General features: G+C 71.5%; 16 protein-coding genes. 3 read left to right on the plus strand and 13 right to left on the minus strand.

Annotation, left to right across the window (positions count from 1 at the left end; all coding sequences use genetic code 11):
- Positions 1–11: 11 nt before the first annotated feature.
- The 12 genes from ACZ7FF_RS07505 to ACZ7FF_RS07560 all read right to left on the minus strand — a co-directional run bounded on the left by ACZ7FF_RS07505 (position 12) and on the right by ACZ7FF_RS07560 (position 11,920).
- On the minus strand, positions 12–1,148 hold the full coding sequence (locus ACZ7FF_RS07505; RefSeq protein WP_470810267.1) for a polyprenyl synthetase family protein: 1,137 nt from the start codon (positions 1,146–1,148) through the stop codon (positions 12–14).
- A complete protein-coding gene (hpnE, locus tag ACZ7FF_RS07510) occupies positions 1,148–2,575 on the minus strand; it encodes a hydroxysqualene dehydroxylase HpnE (protein ID WP_470810268.1) in 1,428 nt (475 codons plus the stop codon). The genes ACZ7FF_RS07505 and hpnE overlap by 1 nt, the downstream gene beginning before the upstream one ends.
- A complete protein-coding gene (locus ACZ7FF_RS07515) occupies positions 2,572–2,700 on the minus strand; it encodes a DUF6380 family protein (protein WP_470810270.1) in 129 nt (42 codons plus the stop codon). Before ACZ7FF_RS07515 ends, hpnE begins: the two co-directional genes overlap by 4 nt.
- Complete coding sequence (gene hpnD / locus ACZ7FF_RS07520; protein WP_470810271.1) at positions 2,700–3,662, minus strand: presqualene diphosphate synthase HpnD; 963 nt, start codon at positions 3,660–3,662, stop codon at positions 2,700–2,702. The genes ACZ7FF_RS07515 and hpnD overlap by 1 nt, the downstream gene beginning before the upstream one ends.
- Positions 3,659–4,555 (minus strand): squalene synthase HpnC, encoded by an 897-nt coding sequence (gene hpnC / locus ACZ7FF_RS07525; RefSeq protein WP_470810273.1) that lies wholly within the window; start codon positions 4,553–4,555, stop codon positions 3,659–3,661. Before hpnC ends, hpnD begins: the two co-directional genes overlap by 4 nt.
- Positions 4,556–4,914: 359 nt before the next feature.
- Positions 4,915–5,715 carry an ABC transporter ATP-binding protein gene (locus ACZ7FF_RS07530; RefSeq protein ID WP_470810274.1) on the minus strand — a complete coding sequence of 267 codons (801 nt, stop codon included), beginning with the start codon at positions 5,713–5,715 and terminating at the stop codon, positions 4,915–4,917.
- On the minus strand, positions 5,708–6,637 hold the full coding sequence (locus tag ACZ7FF_RS07535; RefSeq protein WP_470810275.1) for an ABC transporter permease: 930 nt from the start codon (positions 6,635–6,637) through the stop codon (positions 5,708–5,710). The genes ACZ7FF_RS07530 and ACZ7FF_RS07535 overlap by 8 nt, the downstream gene beginning before the upstream one ends.
- A 59-nt stretch (positions 6,638–6,696) precedes the next feature.
- Positions 6,697–7,569 carry a glycosyltransferase family 2 protein gene (locus tag ACZ7FF_RS07540; protein WP_470810276.1) on the minus strand — a complete coding sequence of 291 codons (873 nt, stop codon included), beginning with the start codon at positions 7,567–7,569 and terminating at the stop codon, positions 6,697–6,699.
- Between the two features lie 5 nt (positions 7,570–7,574).
- A complete protein-coding gene (locus tag ACZ7FF_RS07545) occupies positions 7,575–8,354 on the minus strand; it encodes a CDP-alcohol phosphatidyltransferase family protein (RefSeq protein ID WP_470810277.1) in 780 nt (259 codons plus the stop codon).
- Positions 8,332–9,393 carry an iron-containing alcohol dehydrogenase family protein gene (locus ACZ7FF_RS07550; RefSeq protein ID WP_470810278.1) on the minus strand — a complete coding sequence of 354 codons (1,062 nt, stop codon included), beginning with the start codon at positions 9,391–9,393 and terminating at the stop codon, positions 8,332–8,334. Before ACZ7FF_RS07550 ends, ACZ7FF_RS07545 begins: the two co-directional genes overlap by 23 nt.
- Positions 9,381–10,133 (minus strand): phosphocholine cytidylyltransferase family protein, encoded by a 753-nt coding sequence (locus tag ACZ7FF_RS07555; protein WP_470810280.1) that lies wholly within the window; start codon positions 10,131–10,133, stop codon positions 9,381–9,383. Before ACZ7FF_RS07555 ends, ACZ7FF_RS07550 begins: the two co-directional genes overlap by 13 nt.
- A complete protein-coding gene (locus ACZ7FF_RS07560) occupies positions 10,130–11,920 on the minus strand; it encodes a DUF5941 domain-containing protein (RefSeq protein ID WP_470810282.1) in 1,791 nt (596 codons plus the stop codon). The genes ACZ7FF_RS07555 and ACZ7FF_RS07560 overlap by 4 nt, the downstream gene beginning before the upstream one ends.
- A 269-nt stretch (positions 11,921–12,189) precedes the next feature.
- Here ACZ7FF_RS07560 and galE point away from each other — a divergent pair, with 269 nt between their 5' ends.
- From galE to idi, 3 genes are all read left to right on the plus strand, one after another.
- Entirely contained in the window at positions 12,190–13,161 is a 972-nt protein-coding gene (galE, locus tag ACZ7FF_RS07565; protein ID WP_470810283.1) for a UDP-glucose 4-epimerase GalE, read from the plus strand.
- A gap of 134 nt (positions 13,162–13,295) precedes the next feature.
- Entirely contained in the window at positions 13,296–14,237 is a 942-nt protein-coding gene (locus tag ACZ7FF_RS07570; RefSeq protein WP_470810285.1) for a cation diffusion facilitator family transporter, read from the plus strand.
- A gap of 178 nt (positions 14,238–14,415) precedes the next feature.
- Complete coding sequence (gene idi / locus ACZ7FF_RS07575) at positions 14,416–15,009, plus strand: isopentenyl-diphosphate Delta-isomerase (protein WP_470810287.1); 594 nt, start codon at positions 14,416–14,418, stop codon at positions 15,007–15,009.
- A 6-nt stretch (positions 15,010–15,015) separates the two neighbouring features.
- Here the strand turns inward: idi and ACZ7FF_RS07580 are convergent, their stop codons facing one another.
- Complete coding sequence (locus ACZ7FF_RS07580; protein WP_470810288.1) at positions 15,016–15,510, minus strand: ATP-binding protein; 495 nt, start codon at positions 15,508–15,510, stop codon at positions 15,016–15,018.
- Between the last annotated feature and the right edge of the window lie 214 nt (positions 15,511–15,724).

The following is a 15,724-nucleotide window of genomic DNA, read 5'->3' on the forward strand; positions in this document are numbered from 1 at the left end:
GCCGATAGTGATCATCTCTTTCGTACGACGACGAAGTCGGCGAGCGCCGTGAAGGAGTCCCGCACCCGGCCGGGCATGTCGACGGCGTCGAGGGCCTCGATGGCGATGACGTGCTGACGGCGCGCTTCCGCGGCCGTCCACTCGCGGCCGCCGGCCTCCTCGATGAGGGCGGCGCGGGCCGCGAACTCCTCCTCGGAGAAGTTCTCGAAGTCGCTGCTCTTGGCGTCGGCGGCGAGGATCTCGCCGAGCCGCTCGGAGGCGGGGCCGCCGGCCGCGAGGGCGGCCACCACCGGCAGGGACTTCTTGCGCTGGCGCAAGTCGCTCCAGGTCTGCTTGCCGGTGGCCTCCGGGTCGCCCCAGATGCCGAGCAGGTCGTCGACGGCCTGGAAGGCGAGGCCGAGGTGGTAGCCGTACTTCTCCAGCGCGTCGGCGGTGGCGTCGTCCGCGCCGCCGAGGACCGCGCCGATGGAGCTGGAGGCGGCGAGCAGCGCGCCGGTCTTGTTGCCCTCCATCTCCAGGCACTCCTCGACGCTGACGCGGTCGCGGTGCTCGTAGGAGATGTCCTGTGCCTGGCCGTCGATCAGGGCGCGGGTGGCGGTGGTCAGCCGGCGGGTGGCGCGGCCCGCCTCGACCGTGCCGATCTCCAGCAGGATCTCGTTGGCGAGGGCGAACAGGGCGTCACCGACCAGGATGGCCTGGGCCGGTCCGTGCACCTTCCAGACGGTGTCGCGGTGCCGGCGCTGCTCGTCGCCGTCCATCAGGTCGTCGTGCAGCAGCGAGAAGTTGTGGACCAGTTCGACGGCCACGGCACCCGGGACGCCCACCTCGGGCGCGCCACCGGTGACCTCGGCGGAGAGCACGGCGAGCGCGGGACGGACCGCCTTGCCGCCGTCGCCGTCGGCCGGGTTGCCGGCGGCGTCGATCCAGCCGAAGTGGTAGGCGGCGACGGTGTCCATGGGAGGAGCCAGACGGTCGACCGCCGCCCGCAGGACCGGTGTGGCCAGGGTCCGGCCGCGCTCCAGCAGCGCGGTGACGTCCACCGCGGTCCCTCGCGCGGGCGTCGAGGCCGGGGGCACAGTGGGCACAGTCTCTCCTCTTGTTGCGGTACCGGGGGTGCGGGGGCCTGCCGCGGGCTGCTGATCGAGCATCAGGCCGCCTCCTCGAAGGCGAAGAGACGGCTGGGGCGGGGCCGGCCCAGGGCGCGGAGCGCGGCGTCGGCCGCGCTCACTCCACTGCGGACCGCACTCTCCATGGTCGCGGGCCACCCTGTGGCGGTCCACGCTCCGGCCAGGTACAGGCCGGGGGCCTTGGTGCGGGCGCCGGGCCGCAGGCGCCCGACGCCGGGGGTGGGGGCGAACGTCGCCGTCCGCTCCCGGGTCACGAAGAAGTCCTTCACCACGGCGCCGCGCGTACCTGGAATCAGCCGCTCCAATTCGGGCAGATAGCGCTCCCGGAGGTCGGCGACCGGCATGTCGATCTCGTCCTGCGCGGCCGACTGGGAGAGCGCGAGGTACTGCCCCGAGCCCAGCCCGGAGGCGTTCGTGCGGTCGAAGACCCACTGCACGGGGGTGCCGAGCGCAGCGAGGAAGGGCCGCGCGAGCACCTTGCGGTCGTAGACGACGTGGACGTTGAGGATGGGGGCCGTGCCGATCTCGAGCAGCCGCCCGGGGGCGTCGAGGGCGCCGGACGGCAGCAGGCCGTGCGCCTCGCGCTGGGGTACGGCGAGGACGACGGCGTCGGCGGAAAGTGTCCCGCCGGGAACCTGAACGCTCCAGGTTCCGTTCTCGTTTGTAGAGACGGAGGTGACGCGTGTACGGACCTCGGTACGGACGCCCGCGGAGTCGAGCGCCTTGCGGGCCAGCCGGTCGTGCAGTTCGCCCAGCGGGACATGGGCCCAGCCGATGTCGGCGGCGCCCGGGTCGGACAGCAGACCGGTCTTGAACACCATCGCGGCGAGCCCCAGCGAGGCGTCGCCCGCGACCGCGTTGAGGGTGGCGACCCCGACCAGGTCCCACAGGGCCTCGACGGCACGCGCCGACTGGCCGTGGGCGGCCAGCCAGCTGCCGAAGTCCTGGGCGTCCAGGGTCGGATCGGCGAGGTCGAGCCCCTTGAGCGCGAGCGCGGCACGCCCGACAGCGGCGCGCTCGGCGAGCGAGAGATGCGGATAGGTGGCCAGGCTGCGTCCCAGATGGAGGGGGACGGGCAGCGGGTCGCGCCGCAGCCGGCCGAGCCGCCTGCCCTCGGGCCTGGCGACGTCGACGACGGGCACGTCCAGGCGGTCCTGCAGTGGTGCCAGCGCCGCGCCCTCGATCCGGTCGAGGAACCAGCGGTAGGCGGTGCAGCAGCGCAGGTACACGTGCTGGCCGTTGTCGACGGTCAGTTCGCCGCGCTGGAAGGAGAAGGCGAGGCCGCCCAGCCTGGGCCTGCCTTCGAGCAGGCTGACCCGGACGCCCGCGTCGGCGAGCGCGAGCGCCGCGGTGACGCCGGCGAGTCCGCCGCCGACCACGACGGCACTGCGGGCTGCGCCGTTCGGGTTGCGCGTGCCGGTTTCCGCGGGGCGTGAGCCGTCGCTCATCGTGCGTCCTTCCGTGCGTGCCGAGCGTGCTGGTTGAACGGTGCACGCCCGGCCGTCGCAGTCTGGGACGCCACGCCGCAGCGGAGGGTTGCCTCCCGCATGTCTCCTGGTTCGGTCAGATCCATCAGGCGCGCCTCCTGGCGGAGCGCCCGGGGCCCTGGCGGGTCACGTGCCGGGTGTCGAGCCCGGACAGGCCGCGCACGGCGACATAGGCCTTCTCGCGTCCGGGCAGCGACACGCGGCCGCGCAGCACGGCCTCCGGGTCGCGCTCGATGCGGTCCAGCAGCCGGCGGTAGATGCCGGCCATGGCGGCCACGCACGCGCCGCTGCGCCGGTCGAGCATGGGCAGCAGCCGGTAGCCCTCGGCGAACAGGGCACGGACCCGCCGTACTTCGAAGTGCACGAGGCCGGCGAAGTCGGAGCCCGCCGGCGGGGTCGGCCCGTCGAACCCGGCCGAGCAGCCGAACTTGGCGAGGTCGTCGGCGGGCAGGTACGTACGGCCGCCCTGGGCGTCCTCCCGGACGTCCCTGAGGATGTTGGTGAGCTGGAGCGCGAGGCCGAGGGTGTCGGCGTACTCGGACGCGCGATCGGCGCCGCGGGCGCCCGGTTCGGTGCCGAACACGCCGAGCGAGAGGCGTCCGATGGCACCGGCGACACAGCGGCAGTAGACCTTCAGGTCGTCCCAGGTCTCGTAGGTCTCCCCGCGCACGTCCATCTGGACGCCGTCGATGAGTTCGTCGAGGCCGCCGAGCGGGATGGGGAAAGCGCGTGCGGCGTGGGTGAGGGCGACGGCCACCGGGTCGGTGTCGTCCTCCTCGACCTCGTCCTCCCGGATCCGGGCGAGCAGCGCCCGGGTCTCCTCGAGCCGCTTCAGCTTCACCTCGTCGGCCAGGTCGCCGTCGCCGATGTCGTCCACGCGCCGCGAGAACGCGTACAGCGCCGACATGGCGCGGCGCTTGGGCGCCGGCAGCAGCCGGATGCCGTACGCGAAGTTGCGGGCCTGCTGCCCGGTCACGGTCTCGCAGTAGCTGTAGGCGGCGAGTACCGGTGCGGACACGTGCGACGGAGAATCCACGGTCCGGATCACCCCTCTCCTCGCAGGATCACGCCCGCCTCACGCAGCAACTGGACCTTGCCGGGTTTGGGCGGGCCGGGAAGTACGTCGTATTCGGCGGCGGCGATCGCCCTGATCGCCGCCCTCCCCCCTGCCACGAACCCCGCGAGCAGCAGCTTCAACCTGCCGTTGACGCTACCCACCAGGGGGGCGCCTTCATTCAGCAGATCGCGGGCGCGTTGCGCTTCGTATGCAACCAGGGCGCGCACCGATGCGCCTGTGGTTTTCGCGGCGAGATCCGTTTCCTGGACATGAAAGCGCTTCATGTCCTCGGCCGGCAGGTAGATCCGGTCGCGGCCGAGGTCCTCGGCGACGTCCTGGAGGTGCTCCACGATCTGCAGCGCGGTACAGATCGCGTCGGACAGACGGATCCGTTCGGGGGTCGAGGTGCCGGTGACGGCGAGGACGAGACGGCCGACGGGGTTGGCGGACAGTTCGCAGTAGGCGAGCAGGTCGTCGTAGGTCTCGTAGCGGGTGACCAGCTGGTCCTGGCGGTTGGCGGCGATCAGGCCGAGGAACGGCTCGGGGGTGAGGGAGCGGCGGCGCACGGTGGGCTGGAGCCGGCGCAGCAGGGGGTGGGCCGGCGTACCGTCGAACACGCGGCGCAGATCGGCCTCGAAGGCGTCGAGCAGGACGAGGCGGTCGTCGGCCTCGGTGGCCGACACGCCGAGCAGACGGGCGTCGGCCCCGCCGGGGGCGAGGTCGCCGTCGCCGATGTCGTCCACCAGGCGGGCGAAGCCGTAGACCGCCATGAGGTCGTCGCGCCAGTCGCGGGGCAGGAAGAAGGGGGCCACGGGGAAGTTCTCACCCGTGGCCTTGTCCAGGGTGGCGCGTTCCGGGTCCTGCGCCGTCCCGGTGGCCGTCATCGGGCGCTGCCTGGGGCGGGGACGGCACATGCTGCGTTGAGCTGGGGAGTTTCCGTAGCCATTGCCGTCACATCTCCCGTTCTACACTGCCTATCCAATACACACTATTTCGGACACGCCGCCCGGCGGCCCGCAGGGCCGCCCTGGCGCAGGATGTCGCGTATTATCGCCCCACTTGCCGCTTTCCGGCACCCGTACAGCTTACGTTGTACAACGCGGCACGGTCCGAGGGGGTGTCCTGCACATCACAACAACACACCGATTGGCGTCAAGATTCCTTGCCGACGCCGGAGTTGACGCTTCCTTTGCGGACGCGGGGCCCCGCCGGACGGATTCCGCCGGGGCCCTGGCCGAAACGGTCACTTGCCCGTGAACTTCTCGTACTCCTTCAGGACCTCTTCGGTCGGACCGTCCATGCGCAGCTCACCGCGCTCCAGCCACAGGACGCGGTCGCAGGTGTCCCGGATCGACTTGTTGTTGTGACTGACCAGGAACACCGTGCCGGCCTCCTTGCGCAGTTCCCGGATGCGTTCCTCCGAGCGCTTCTGGAACTTGCGGTCGCCGGTGGCGAGGGCCTCGTCGATCATGAGGACGTCGTGGTCCTTGGCCGCCGCGATGGAGAAGCGCAGCCGGGCCGCCATGCCCGAGGAGTACGTGCGCATCGGCAGCGTGATGAAGTCGCCCTTCTCGTTGATCCCGGAGAAGTCGACGATTTCCTGGTAGCGCTCCTTGACCTGCTCACGGGACATGCCCATGGCCAGACCGCCGAGGATGACGTTGCGCTCGCCGGTGAGGTCGTTCATCAGGGCCGCGTTCACGCCGAGCAGGGACGGCTGGCCGTCGGTGAAGACCTTGCCCTTCTCCGCGGGCAGCAGGCCGGCGATGGCGCGCAGCAGGGTGGACTTCCCGGAGCCGTTGGAGCCGATCAGGCCGATGGCCTCGCCGCGGTAGGCGACGAAGGACACGCCCCGGACGGCATGCACCTTGCGCACCCCGCGCGCCGTCTCGTCGGAGCCCCGCTTCAGGATGCGGCTGAGGGCGGCCGTCGCGCCCCCCTTGCCGGTCCTGCCGCCGTTGACGCGGTAGACGATGTGCAGCTCGTCGGCGATGACCGTCGGGCGGCGCTCGCCGGTGCCCGCCCCGATGGTGTGCTCAGCCACGGCCGTACCGCTCCTCAGCCTTCCAGAAGTACACGAAACCGCCCGCGAACAGCAGCACGGCCCAGAACACGGCGATGGCCCACACGTGCGGCGGCAGGTTCGAGGCGCCGTAGCCGTCGATCAGCGCGAAGCGCATGAGGTCCATGTAGATCGCGGCCGGGTTCACCTGGAGCGCCCGGACGGCCCACTCGGAACGGCCCTCCATCATCTTGCTGATGGAGAACATCACGCCCGAGGTGTACATCCAGGTGCGCAGGACGAACGGCATCAGCTGCGCGAGGTCGGGCGTCTTGGCGCCGAGGCGGGCCACGATCAGCGCGAGCCCGGTGTTGAACAGGAACTGCAGCAGCAGCACCGGCACGATCAGCAGCCAGGACAGGCTCGGGTAGCTGCCGAACCCGATCGCCACGACGAACAGCACGATCATCGAGAACAGCAGCTGCTGCAGCTGCTGGAGCGAGAAGGAGATGGGCAGCGAGGCGCGCGGGAAGTGCAGCGCGCGCACCAGCCCGAGGTTGCCGGAGATGGCGCGCACGCCCGTCATGACCGAGCTCTGGGTGAAGGTGAACACGAACACACCCGTCACCAGGAACGGGATGTACACGTCCTTGGACATGCCGCGGCTCGCGTGCAGGATGACACCGAAGATGAAGTAGTACACGCCCGCGTTCAGCAGGGGGGTCGCCACCTGCCACAGCTGACCGAGCTTGGCCTGGCTGTACTGGGCCGTCAGCTTCGCCTGCGAAAAGGCGAGTACGAAGTGGCGCCGCCCCCACAGCTGCCGGACGTACTCGGCGAGGGAGGGCCGTGCGCCGCTCACGGCGAGCCCGTACTTGGCCGCGAGCTGCGACGCCGTCAGGCCTTCGTCGGGCGACGGTATCGCGCTCACCGCGACACCGCCGTCATGGGTTGTGTGACTCACGAGGGGAAATCCGGACTCTCTCGGTAAGAAGCTTGCTCTCTTCAGGTAAGAGAAGCTTCTCAGATCACCGGAGGACGGCCCAGCCGGGTCAGCCGCCAGACCGTTCGCCAGCGCATCGGGCGGCGCGGACCGCACGGCGTGGTCCAGCCCTCCTTGAAGCCCCCGAACCAGGCTCGCAGGGCCGGACCGGAGGGGCGGCGGAGCAGGGTGAGCAGCATCCAGACCCCGAGGTAGACGGGGACCAGGAGGGCGGGGAGGTTGCGGCGGGCGAGCCAGACACGGTTGCGGGCGACCATGCGGTGGTAGACCGCGTGCCGCGAGGGCGCGGTCGTCGGGTGGTACAGCACCATGTCGGACCGGTAGTCGATCATCCAGCCGCCGTCCAGGGCCCGCCAGGCCAGGTCGGTCTCCTCGTGGGCGTAGAAGAACTCGTCCGGCAGTCCGCCGACGTCGGCGAAGACACGGGTGCGGACGGCGTTGGCACCGCCCAGGAAGGTGGTGACCCGGGAGGAGCGCATCGGGTCGGAGGCGCGCAGCCTCGGCACGTGCCGGCGCTGGGTCTCGCCGGTCTCGGGGTCGGCGATGCGGAAGCTGACGATGCCGAGCGCGGGATCCGCCTCGAAGGCCGCGCGGCACAGCTCGGCGGTGTCGTGGCGGGCGAGCAGGCCGTCGTCGTCGAGGAAGAGCAATATGTCGACATCGCGGCCACCGGGGCCGAAGGCCTCTATGCCGACGTTGCGGCCGCCGGGGATGCCCAGGTTCTCGGGCAGCTCCACCGTCCGGACGCCCTCGGGGACGTCCGGGACGGGCGAGCCGTTGCCGACCACCACCACCTGCACCCGCTCGCCGTCCTGCTGGGCGACCGAGTCGAGCAGGGCCCGCAGCTCCTCGGGCCGGTTGCCCATGGTGATGATGACGGCGCCGACCCTCATGGCGCTCACTTCAGCCTGCTGGACGCGAGGATGGACACCAGGTGCAGCAGGGTCTGGAGCAGGGCGATGCCGGCCATGACGGCGACGCCCAGCCGGGAGAAGAACAGGTCGCCGCGCACCTGGTCGACCACGGCCAGCACGAGGATCAGCAGGGACGCCTCGATGCCGAGGATCAGCCGGTGGAACTTCAGCGCGGCGGCGGCCCGGCGGGCCAGCGCCATGCCGGAGGAGCGCATCTCGGCGGCCGCCTCCTGCACCGGCGGCTTGCCGGCCTGGTGGCGGGCGACGCCGACGAGGTCGGTCTCCGCCTTGATGAGGATGGCGCCGAGCGCGGCCAGCGTGCCGAGGAACGCCCACAGCCAGTCGATACGGCCGCCGCCCCACAGGTCGGCGGCGCGCAGGCCGAAGCCGACGAGCACCGCGGCGTCCGTCAGATAGGCGCCGACGCGGTCCAGGTAGACGCCGTTCAGCGAGTACTGCTTCTTCCAGCGCGCGATCTCGCCGTCGACGCAGTCCAGCAGCAGGTACATCTGGACGCAGACCACGCCGAGCACGGCGCCCGGGATCCCCGGCACCAGCAGTGCCGGGGCCGCGAGCACGCCGAAGACGGTCATCAGGTACGTGAGCTGGTTGGGCGTGACCCTGGTGTTGACCAGGTAGCGGTCGACCCGCAGGGACACCTCACGCATGTAGAGGCGTCCCATCCAGTGCTCACCGCTGCGCCGGTCCTTCACCCCCGCGGGGTGGACGACCGGACGGAGTTCAGCTACCGATGGCCTTGACATAGTCGGCGTAGATGTCCTTGATCTGGTTCGTCTTGAGGTCGAGGTGTTCGAGGATCGTGTAGCGGCCGGGCCGGGTCTCGGGAGCGAACTCCACGGCACGGACGAACTCGTCCACGGTGAAGCCGATCTCCTCCGGCAGCACGGGAAGCCCGTGCCGGCGCAGCACACCGGCGGTGAAGACGGACTCCTCGTGGGCCCCCCGCAGGTACATCGCGAAGGCCGCGCCCAGTCCGCACTGCTCGCCGTGGGCGGCCGCCCGCTTGGGGAACAGCAGGTCGAAGGCGTGGTTGATCTCGTGGCAGGAGCCGGAGGACGGGCGGGAGTCGCCCGAGACCGACATGGCGATGCCGCTGAGGACGAGCGCCTCGGCGAGCACCTGGAGGAAGTCGTTCTCCCCGATGCCGCCGGGGTGCCTGAGGACCGCCTCGCCGGCCTGCCGGGCCATGGCCGCGGCGAGACCGTCGATCTTCTCGCCGTTGACGCGGTGGGACAGCTCCCAGTCCGCGACCGCGTTGACGTTGGAGATCGCGTCGCCGATGCCGGCCCGGACGAAGCGGGCGGGTGCCTCGCGGATCACGTCCAGGTCGATGACGACCGCGATCGGGTTGGGCACACCGTAGGAGCCCCGGCCGGCGTCGTTGTCCAGGGTCGCGACCGGCGAGCAGATGCCGTCGTGCGCGAGGTTCGTCGGCACGGCGACGAGGGGCAGGCCGACCCGGGCCGCGGCGAACTTGGCACAGTCGATGATCTTGCCGCCGCCGAGCCCGACCACCGCGTCGTAGTGGCCGGACTTCATCTCGCCGGCCAGGCGGATGGCGTCGTCGAGGGTGCCGCCGCCGACCTCGTACCAGGACGCGCCCGGCAGCGAGGGGGCGATGCGCTCGCGCAGCTTCGCGCCCGAGCCGCCGCTGACGGCGACGGCGAGCCGGCCGGACTGGGCGATGCGCTCGTCGGCGAGGACGCAGGCCAGGTCGTCCAGGGCACCCGGGCGGATGTCCATGACGACCGGCGAGGGAATCAGCCGGGTCAGTAGCGGCACGCGATCTCCCGTCCCTTGGCGAGGTCGTCGTGGTTGTCGATCTCGACCCACTGGACGTCGCCGATCGGCGCCACGTCGATGCGGAAGCCGCGGTCGACCAGCTCCTGGTAGCCGTGCTCGTAGAACTGCTGCGGGTCGGTCTCCCAGACCGTCTTCAGCGCGTCGCCCAGCTCGGCCGCGGCGTCGCCCTCGATGAGGGTGACGCCGATGTACTCGCCGGTGGCCTCGGCCGGGTCCATCAGCTTGGTGATCTTCGTCATGCCCTTGTCGGGGTCGACGACGACCTTCATCTCCTCGTCCGCGAGGGACTTCACGGTGTCGAGGGCGAGGATGATCCTCCTGCCCTCGCCACGCGCGGCGAGCAGCGTCTTCTCGACGGAGACCGGGTGGACGGTGTCGCCGTTGGCGAGGATCACGCCGTCCTTGAGGGCGTCACGGCCGCACCACAGGGAGTAGGCGTTGTTCCACTCCTCGGCCTTGTCGTTGTCGATGAGGGTGAGCTTGAGGCCGTACTTCTGCTCCAGGGCCGCCTTGCGCTCGTAGACGGCCTCCTTGCGGTAGCCGACGATGATCGCGACCTCGGTCAGCCCGATCTCGGCGAAGTTGCCGAGGGTCAGGTCCAGGACCGTCGGTTCGCCCTCTATGCCGGCGGGGCCCACTGGCACCAGAGCCTTTGGCAGGCTGTCGGTGTAGGGGCGCAGACGCCGTCCGGCGCCGGCCGCCAGCACGAGGCCGATCATGCGGTTTCTCCTTCGTCGTGTACGGCGGGCGCCCCTGCGGACACCCAGAAGCGGATGCTCTCGACGAGCACCACCAGGGCGACGGCCACGGCGAGGACCGTGAGCGCGACCTTGAACTGCGAGGCGGTGAGCACCGCGGCCAGGACCGTGACGAACAGCGTCCGCCCCTCCTGGCCCCCGATGGAACGGACCAGCCAGGCCGGGGGCGCTCCGGCGTTGCCGCGGATGCGGTACACCGTGTCGTAGTGATGGTAGGCGACGGCCGCCACCAGGCCGAAAGCCGCAGGGAGGGCCCCGTTTACCCCGGCTTTACTCGCCAGGACCAGGACGGTGCCGTACTCGGCGGCCCGGAACAGCGGCGGGACCAGCCAGTCCAGGGCGCCCTTGAGAGGGCGGTACAGCGCCTGGCCCGAGGCGACGGCGTAGACGACCGCGCCCGCGACCGGAGCCCAGTTGACACCGGAGAACAGGGAGACGGCGAGGACGGCCGTGCCGGCGAGCGCCACCAGGAGCGGGGAGCCGAGGCGGACGCGCGTGGCGCGGGCGACGGCGGAGGCGAGCGGACCGTTGTCGGCGAGGTCCGCCAGCGCCAGGGCCGCCCGGTCGGTGCGCCGCGCCTTGCGGGTCAGGGACCGCAGCACCCGGCCGGCCGTGGTGTAGGTCGCCGCGAGGGCGCAGCCGGCGATCAGCACGTAGAAGGTGATCCGCGGGGTCGTCGCCGCCGTCAGGACCGCGATCATCGCCCAGCGCTCGCCGATCGGCAGCACTATCATCCGGCGCACCCAGACCGTCCAGCCGACGCTGTCCAGCTTGTCGGAGAGGGCCGCGGTGGGGCTGGTGTTGGCGGTGGCGTCGTGGTTCGCCTCGTTGAAGGAGAAGTCGACCACGTGCCGGCAGGTCTGCAGGATCATCGCGCCGAGCGCGAGGGCCCACACGTCGTCATGGCCGCCGCGAGCGGCGCCGAGGGCGAGACCGGCGTAGTAGGCGTACTCCTTGGCCCGGTCGAAGGTGGCGTCGAGCCAGGCGCCGAGGGTGGAGTACTTCAGGGCGTAGCGGGCGAGCTGGCCGTCGGTGCAGTCCAGTACGAAGGACGCGATCAGCAGCACGCCCGCCGCTATGAACCCGCCGCGGGTGCCCGTGGCCGCGCAGCCGGCCGCGACGAGCGCGGTGAGCAGCGAGGCGGTCGTGACCTGGTTCGGGGTCAGGCCGCGGCGGGCGCACCAGCGGGCGATGTAGCGCGAGTACGGGCTGATGAAGAAGGTGGTGAAGAAGCCGTCGCGGGACTTCACGGCCGACTTCAGGCGGACGGCCTCGTCGTCGACGGCGGCGACCGCCTGCCGTGCCTCGTTGCGGGCCTGCGGGTCGGCGGGGACGGCGGCGACGAGGCTGCCCAGCTCGGGGCGGTGGACGTCGTTGTCGTCGGCGTCGAGCGCGGTGACGACCTGGTCGGCGAGGTTGTCGACGGCGAGGGTGGTGCCGCCGCCCGCCGAGGTCTCGCGGGCCACCGCCCGGGTCAGCGCCTGCCGGGCGGCCGGCTGCGCGGTGACGGCACCGGGGATCGCGGCCAGCGGGAAGCGCGGGTCGGTCAGGCCGAGACGCAGGGCGTGCAGGTGGCCGACGAAGCGGGCGTCCACCAGGGCCACGCGGTCACCGGCCGGTGCGGCGGCGAGCACGCGCTCCGCCTCGGAGGCGTCCGCGGCCACCCGCACGTCGAAGCCGAGGGACCCCAGATCGTGCTCCAGCGACGATCCGGGAACCGGCTGACCGGTGACGATGGCGGTCGGCAACCGAACTCACTCCCTGGGTGCCGGCGCGTCGGCGCCGGTCTTCTGCGTGGTGGGGCGCCCTGCCTGCGGCTCCCGGGCGGCATGTCGGCAGAGGGTATCGGATGGGCCGAAGACCGTGTTCACCGGCCGTTCACGGGCCGGTCCACGGGGACTGCCCAGGCCTTTGCCGCGATCATCATCGGTGATCCGGGCCCCGGCCGACAAACCCGTCGGCGCAGACCCGGGCATCCGGGACAACCGCTCGGGGGGCCCGCATAGGGTGGGCGACCATGACGTGGCTGATCACCGGCGGAGCCGGATACATCGGGGCACATGTGGCACGGGCCATTGCCGGCGCCGGGGAGCGCGTCGTGGCGCTGGACGACCTGTCGGCCGCCGTGCCCGAGCGGCTGCCCGCCGAGGTCCCGCTCGTGGCGGGCTCGACGCTGGACGGGGAGTGCCTGCGACGGGTCTTCACGGAGTACGGCGTGACGGGCGTCGTCCATCTCGCGGCGCGCAAGCAGGTCGCCGAGTCCGTGGCGGAGCCCACCCGCTACTACCGGGAGAACGTGGGCGGCCTCGCCACGCTCCTGGACGCGATGGCCGAGGCGTGCGTGCGCCGGCTGGTGTTCTCCTCGTCGGCGGCGGTGTACGGCAACCCGGACGTGGACCTGATCACGGAGGACACCCCGTGCGCGCCGGTCAACCCGTACGGCGAAACCAAGCTGGCCGGTGAGTGGCTGGTACGGGCGGCGGGGCGGGCGCACGGGATCTCCACGGTGTGCCTGCGCTACTTCAACGTGGCGGGCGCGGTCCCGCCGGAACTCGCGGACACGGGCGTGTTCAACATCGTGCCGATGGTCTTCGACCGGCTCACCCGCGACGAGGCCCCGCGGATCTTCGGCGACGACCACCCGACGCCGGACGGCACGTGCGTCCGCGACTACATCCATGTGGCCGACCTCGCCGAGGCCCACCTGGCGGCGGCCCGGCGGCTGGCCGGCGGCGCCCGGGCCGGCGACCTGACGCTGAACATCGGCCGGGGCAAGGGCGTCTCGGTGCGTGAGCTGATCACGGTCATCGGAGAGGTCTCCGGGGACCGCCGCACCCCGGTGGTGGAGGGACGGCGGCCGGGGGACGCGCCGCGTGCGGTCGCGTCCACCGAGCGGGCCGCCGAGGCACTGGGCTGGCGGGCCCGGCGCGGGGTGCGCGAGATGGTGGAGTCGGCCTGGCAGGGCTGGCGGCTGCACCACGGCGGATGAGCGCGGAGCGCCCTGACCAGCGCATCGTTTGCGCAGGTCAGGGCACATGACAACGGCTTTCAGTACCGCGTTGCCCGATACCCCCTCCCCGTAGTTCACTGGCCTCTCGGACGGAACGCGAAAGGGCGGTTGTCATGGGTGCTGGGCACGACCACGGGCATGCGCACACCCATGCGCCACCCACGGGCACGGCCGCGGCCGCCTACCGCGGGCGGCTGCGGATCGCGCTGGCCATCACGCTCACGATCATGGTCGTCGAGATCACCGGTGGCCTCCTCGCGAACTCCCTCGCGCTGGTCGCGGACGCGGCGCACATGGCGACCGACGGTGTCGGGCTCGGCATGTCCCTGCTCGCGATCCACTTCGCGAACCGCCCGCCGAGCACCAACCGCACCTTCGGCTACGCCCGCGCCGAGATCCTCGCCGCCCTGGCCAACTGCCTGCTGCTGCTCTGCGTCGGCGGCTACGTCCTGTACGAGGCGGCCCAGCGGTTCGTCACTCCGGCGGACACCCGGGGCGGCCTCATGATCGTGTTCGGTCTGATCGGCCTGGCCGGGAACTCCGTCTCGCTCGTGCTGCTGATGCGCGGGCAGAAGGAGAGCCTGAACGTGCGCGGCGCCTTCCTGGAGGTGGCCGCCGACGCCCTGGGCTCGGTGGCGGTGCTGATCTCGGCGACCGTGATCCTGACCACGGGCTGGCAGGCCGCCGACCCGATCGCCTCGCTGGCCATCGGCCTGATGATCGTGCCTAGGACGCTGAAGCTGATGCGGGAGACGGTCGACGTGCTGCTGGAGGCGGCCCCCAAGAACGTCGACATGGGCGAAGTGCGCACCCACATCCTGGCCCTGGACGGCGTGGAGGACGTGCACGACCTGCACGCCTGGACGATCACCTCGGGCATGCCGGTGCTCTCGGCGCACGTGGTGGTCAGCTCGGAGGTGCTGAACGCCATCGGGCACGAGAAGATGCTGCACGAGCTGCAGGGCTGCCTGGGCGACCACTTCGACGTCGAGCACTGCACCTTCCAGCTGGAGCCGGGCGGGCACGCGGAGCACGAGGCCAGACTGTGCCACTGAGGCACTCGCACATCCGTTCGACCACCACCCCGACGGTTCTGCCCGTCGGACACCGGGCACGATGATCTACCGGGTCCGACTTCCGGTGCCGCGCCGCGCGCGGACGTGCCGGGAAGTGCCGGGAGTGCCGGATTCGTACGGCAGACTTGGGGTGCGAAGACCGAGGCGAAGGATGGGTATGCCGATCACACCTGCCACCGCGACGCACAGCTCGTCGAACGGCACCGCAGAGCCGATTTTGCTGGAACTGGTCGACGAGAAGGGCGTGACGATCGGCACGGCGGAGAAGCTGGCCGCGCACCAGCCGCCGGGACGGCTGCACCGCGCCTTCTCGGTGTTCCTCTTCGACGAGCAGGGCCGGCTGCTGCTCCAGCAGCGGGCGCTCGGCAAGTACCACTCCCCCGGTGTGTGGTCCAACACCTGCTGCGGCCACCCCTACCCCGGCGAGGCGCCCTTCGCGGCGGCGTCCCGGCGCACCTTCGAGGAGCTGGGCGTGTCGCCCTCGCTGCTCGCCGAGGCGGGCACCGTCCGCTACAACCACCCGGATCCGGCCTCGGGCCTGGTGGAGCAGGAGTACAACCACCTCTTCGTCGGGCTGGTGCAGGCACCGCTCGCGCCGGACGCGGAGGAGGTCGAGGCGACCGCCTTCGTGACGGCGCCCGAGCTGGCCGAACGGCACGCCAGGGACACCTTCTCGTCCTGGTTCATGACCGTGCTGGACGCGGCCCGTCCGGCGATCAGGGAGCTGACGGGCCCGTCCGCGGGCTGGTGAGGGGCATCACGGCAACCGGGCGGGCTTGAGCGGCAGGGCGGCCCAGATCACCTTGCCGCCGCTCGCCGTGTGCTCCACGTCGACCACCCCGCCGGCCTCCTGGGCGACCTCGCGGACCAGGAGCAGCCCCCGCCCGCCGGTCTGCGCGTGGTCGGCCTCCAGAGCGGTCGGACGATAGGGGTGGTTGTCCTCCACGGACACCCGCACCCACTCGGCCCCGACGGCCACCTCGACGGCCAGCATCGGCGACAGCAGCGCCGCGTGCCGGACCGCGTTGGTGACCAGCTCGGAGACGATCAGCAGCAGCCCGTACACCAGGTCGTCGGAGATCGGTACGCCCTGGCGCAGCAGCAGGTCCCGCACCGCATGGCGGGCCTGCGGGACCGAGGCGTCCACCGCGGCGGCGGTGAACCGCCAGACGCCCTCGTACGGCAGTGGATCCGGCGGCCTCACGGCGTCCCCCGCTGGGCGCGGGCCGTCCCCGCGCCCATGGTTGTCCATTGTCCGGTCGCCACCCTCGCGCTCGATTGTCACCACACGTCGAGTGTTGGTAACGATCGGCTCCCGGCCAAAGACCTGAACACAAGTCAGCGGATATCGAACGATTTCTGACCGACTGGGTATGACAAGGTCACGTGTCGGACTGATCCTGTCCCCCCGGCGCCGATTCGCGAACTCTTCGGTTTGTCGGGCCCGGCGGCGCCCGGCGCGTCCG

The sequence above is a fragment of the Streptomyces sp. NPDC037126 genome, from assembly GCF_055605965.1.

Bases quoted from the DNA above. Each gene is read 5' to 3' on its own strand.
- hpnC (WP_470810273.1), bottom strand. From the start codon at position 4,555: ATGACGGCCACCGGGACGGCGCAGGACCCGGAACGCGCCACCCTGGAC.
- hpnE (WP_470810268.1), bottom strand. From the start codon at position 2,575: ATGAGCGACGGCTCACGCCCCGCGGAAACCGGCACGCGCAACCCGAAC.
- ACZ7FF_RS07515 (WP_470810270.1), bottom strand. From the start codon at position 2,700: ATGGATCTGACCGAACCAGGAGACATGCGGGAGGCAACCCTCCGCTGC.
- ACZ7FF_RS07540 (WP_470810276.1), bottom strand. From the start codon at position 7,569: ATGAGGGTCGGCGCCGTCATCATCACCATGGGCAACCGGCCCGAGGAG.
- ACZ7FF_RS07555 (WP_470810280.1), bottom strand. From the start codon at position 10,133: ATGATCGGCCTCGTGCTGGCGGCCGGCGCCGGACGGCGTCTGCGCCCC.
- ACZ7FF_RS07580 (WP_470810288.1), bottom strand. From the start codon at position 15,510: ATGGACAACCATGGGCGCGGGGACGGCCCGCGCCCAGCGGGGGACGCC.
- galE (WP_470810283.1), top strand. From the start codon at position 12,190: ATGACGTGGCTGATCACCGGCGGAGCCGGATACATCGGGGCACATGTG.
- idi (WP_470810287.1), top strand. From the start codon at position 14,416: ATGCCGATCACACCTGCCACCGCGACGCACAGCTCGTCGAACGGCACC.
- ACZ7FF_RS07545 (WP_470810277.1), bottom strand. From the start codon at position 8,354: ATGTCAAGGCCATCGGTAGCTGAACTCCGTCCGGTCGTCCACCCCGCG.
- ACZ7FF_RS07570 (WP_470810285.1), top strand. From the start codon at position 13,296: ATGGGTGCTGGGCACGACCACGGGCATGCGCACACCCATGCGCCACCC.
- ACZ7FF_RS07505 (WP_470810267.1), bottom strand. From the start codon at position 1,148: ATGCTCGATCAGCAGCCCGCGGCAGGCCCCCGCACCCCCGGTACCGCA.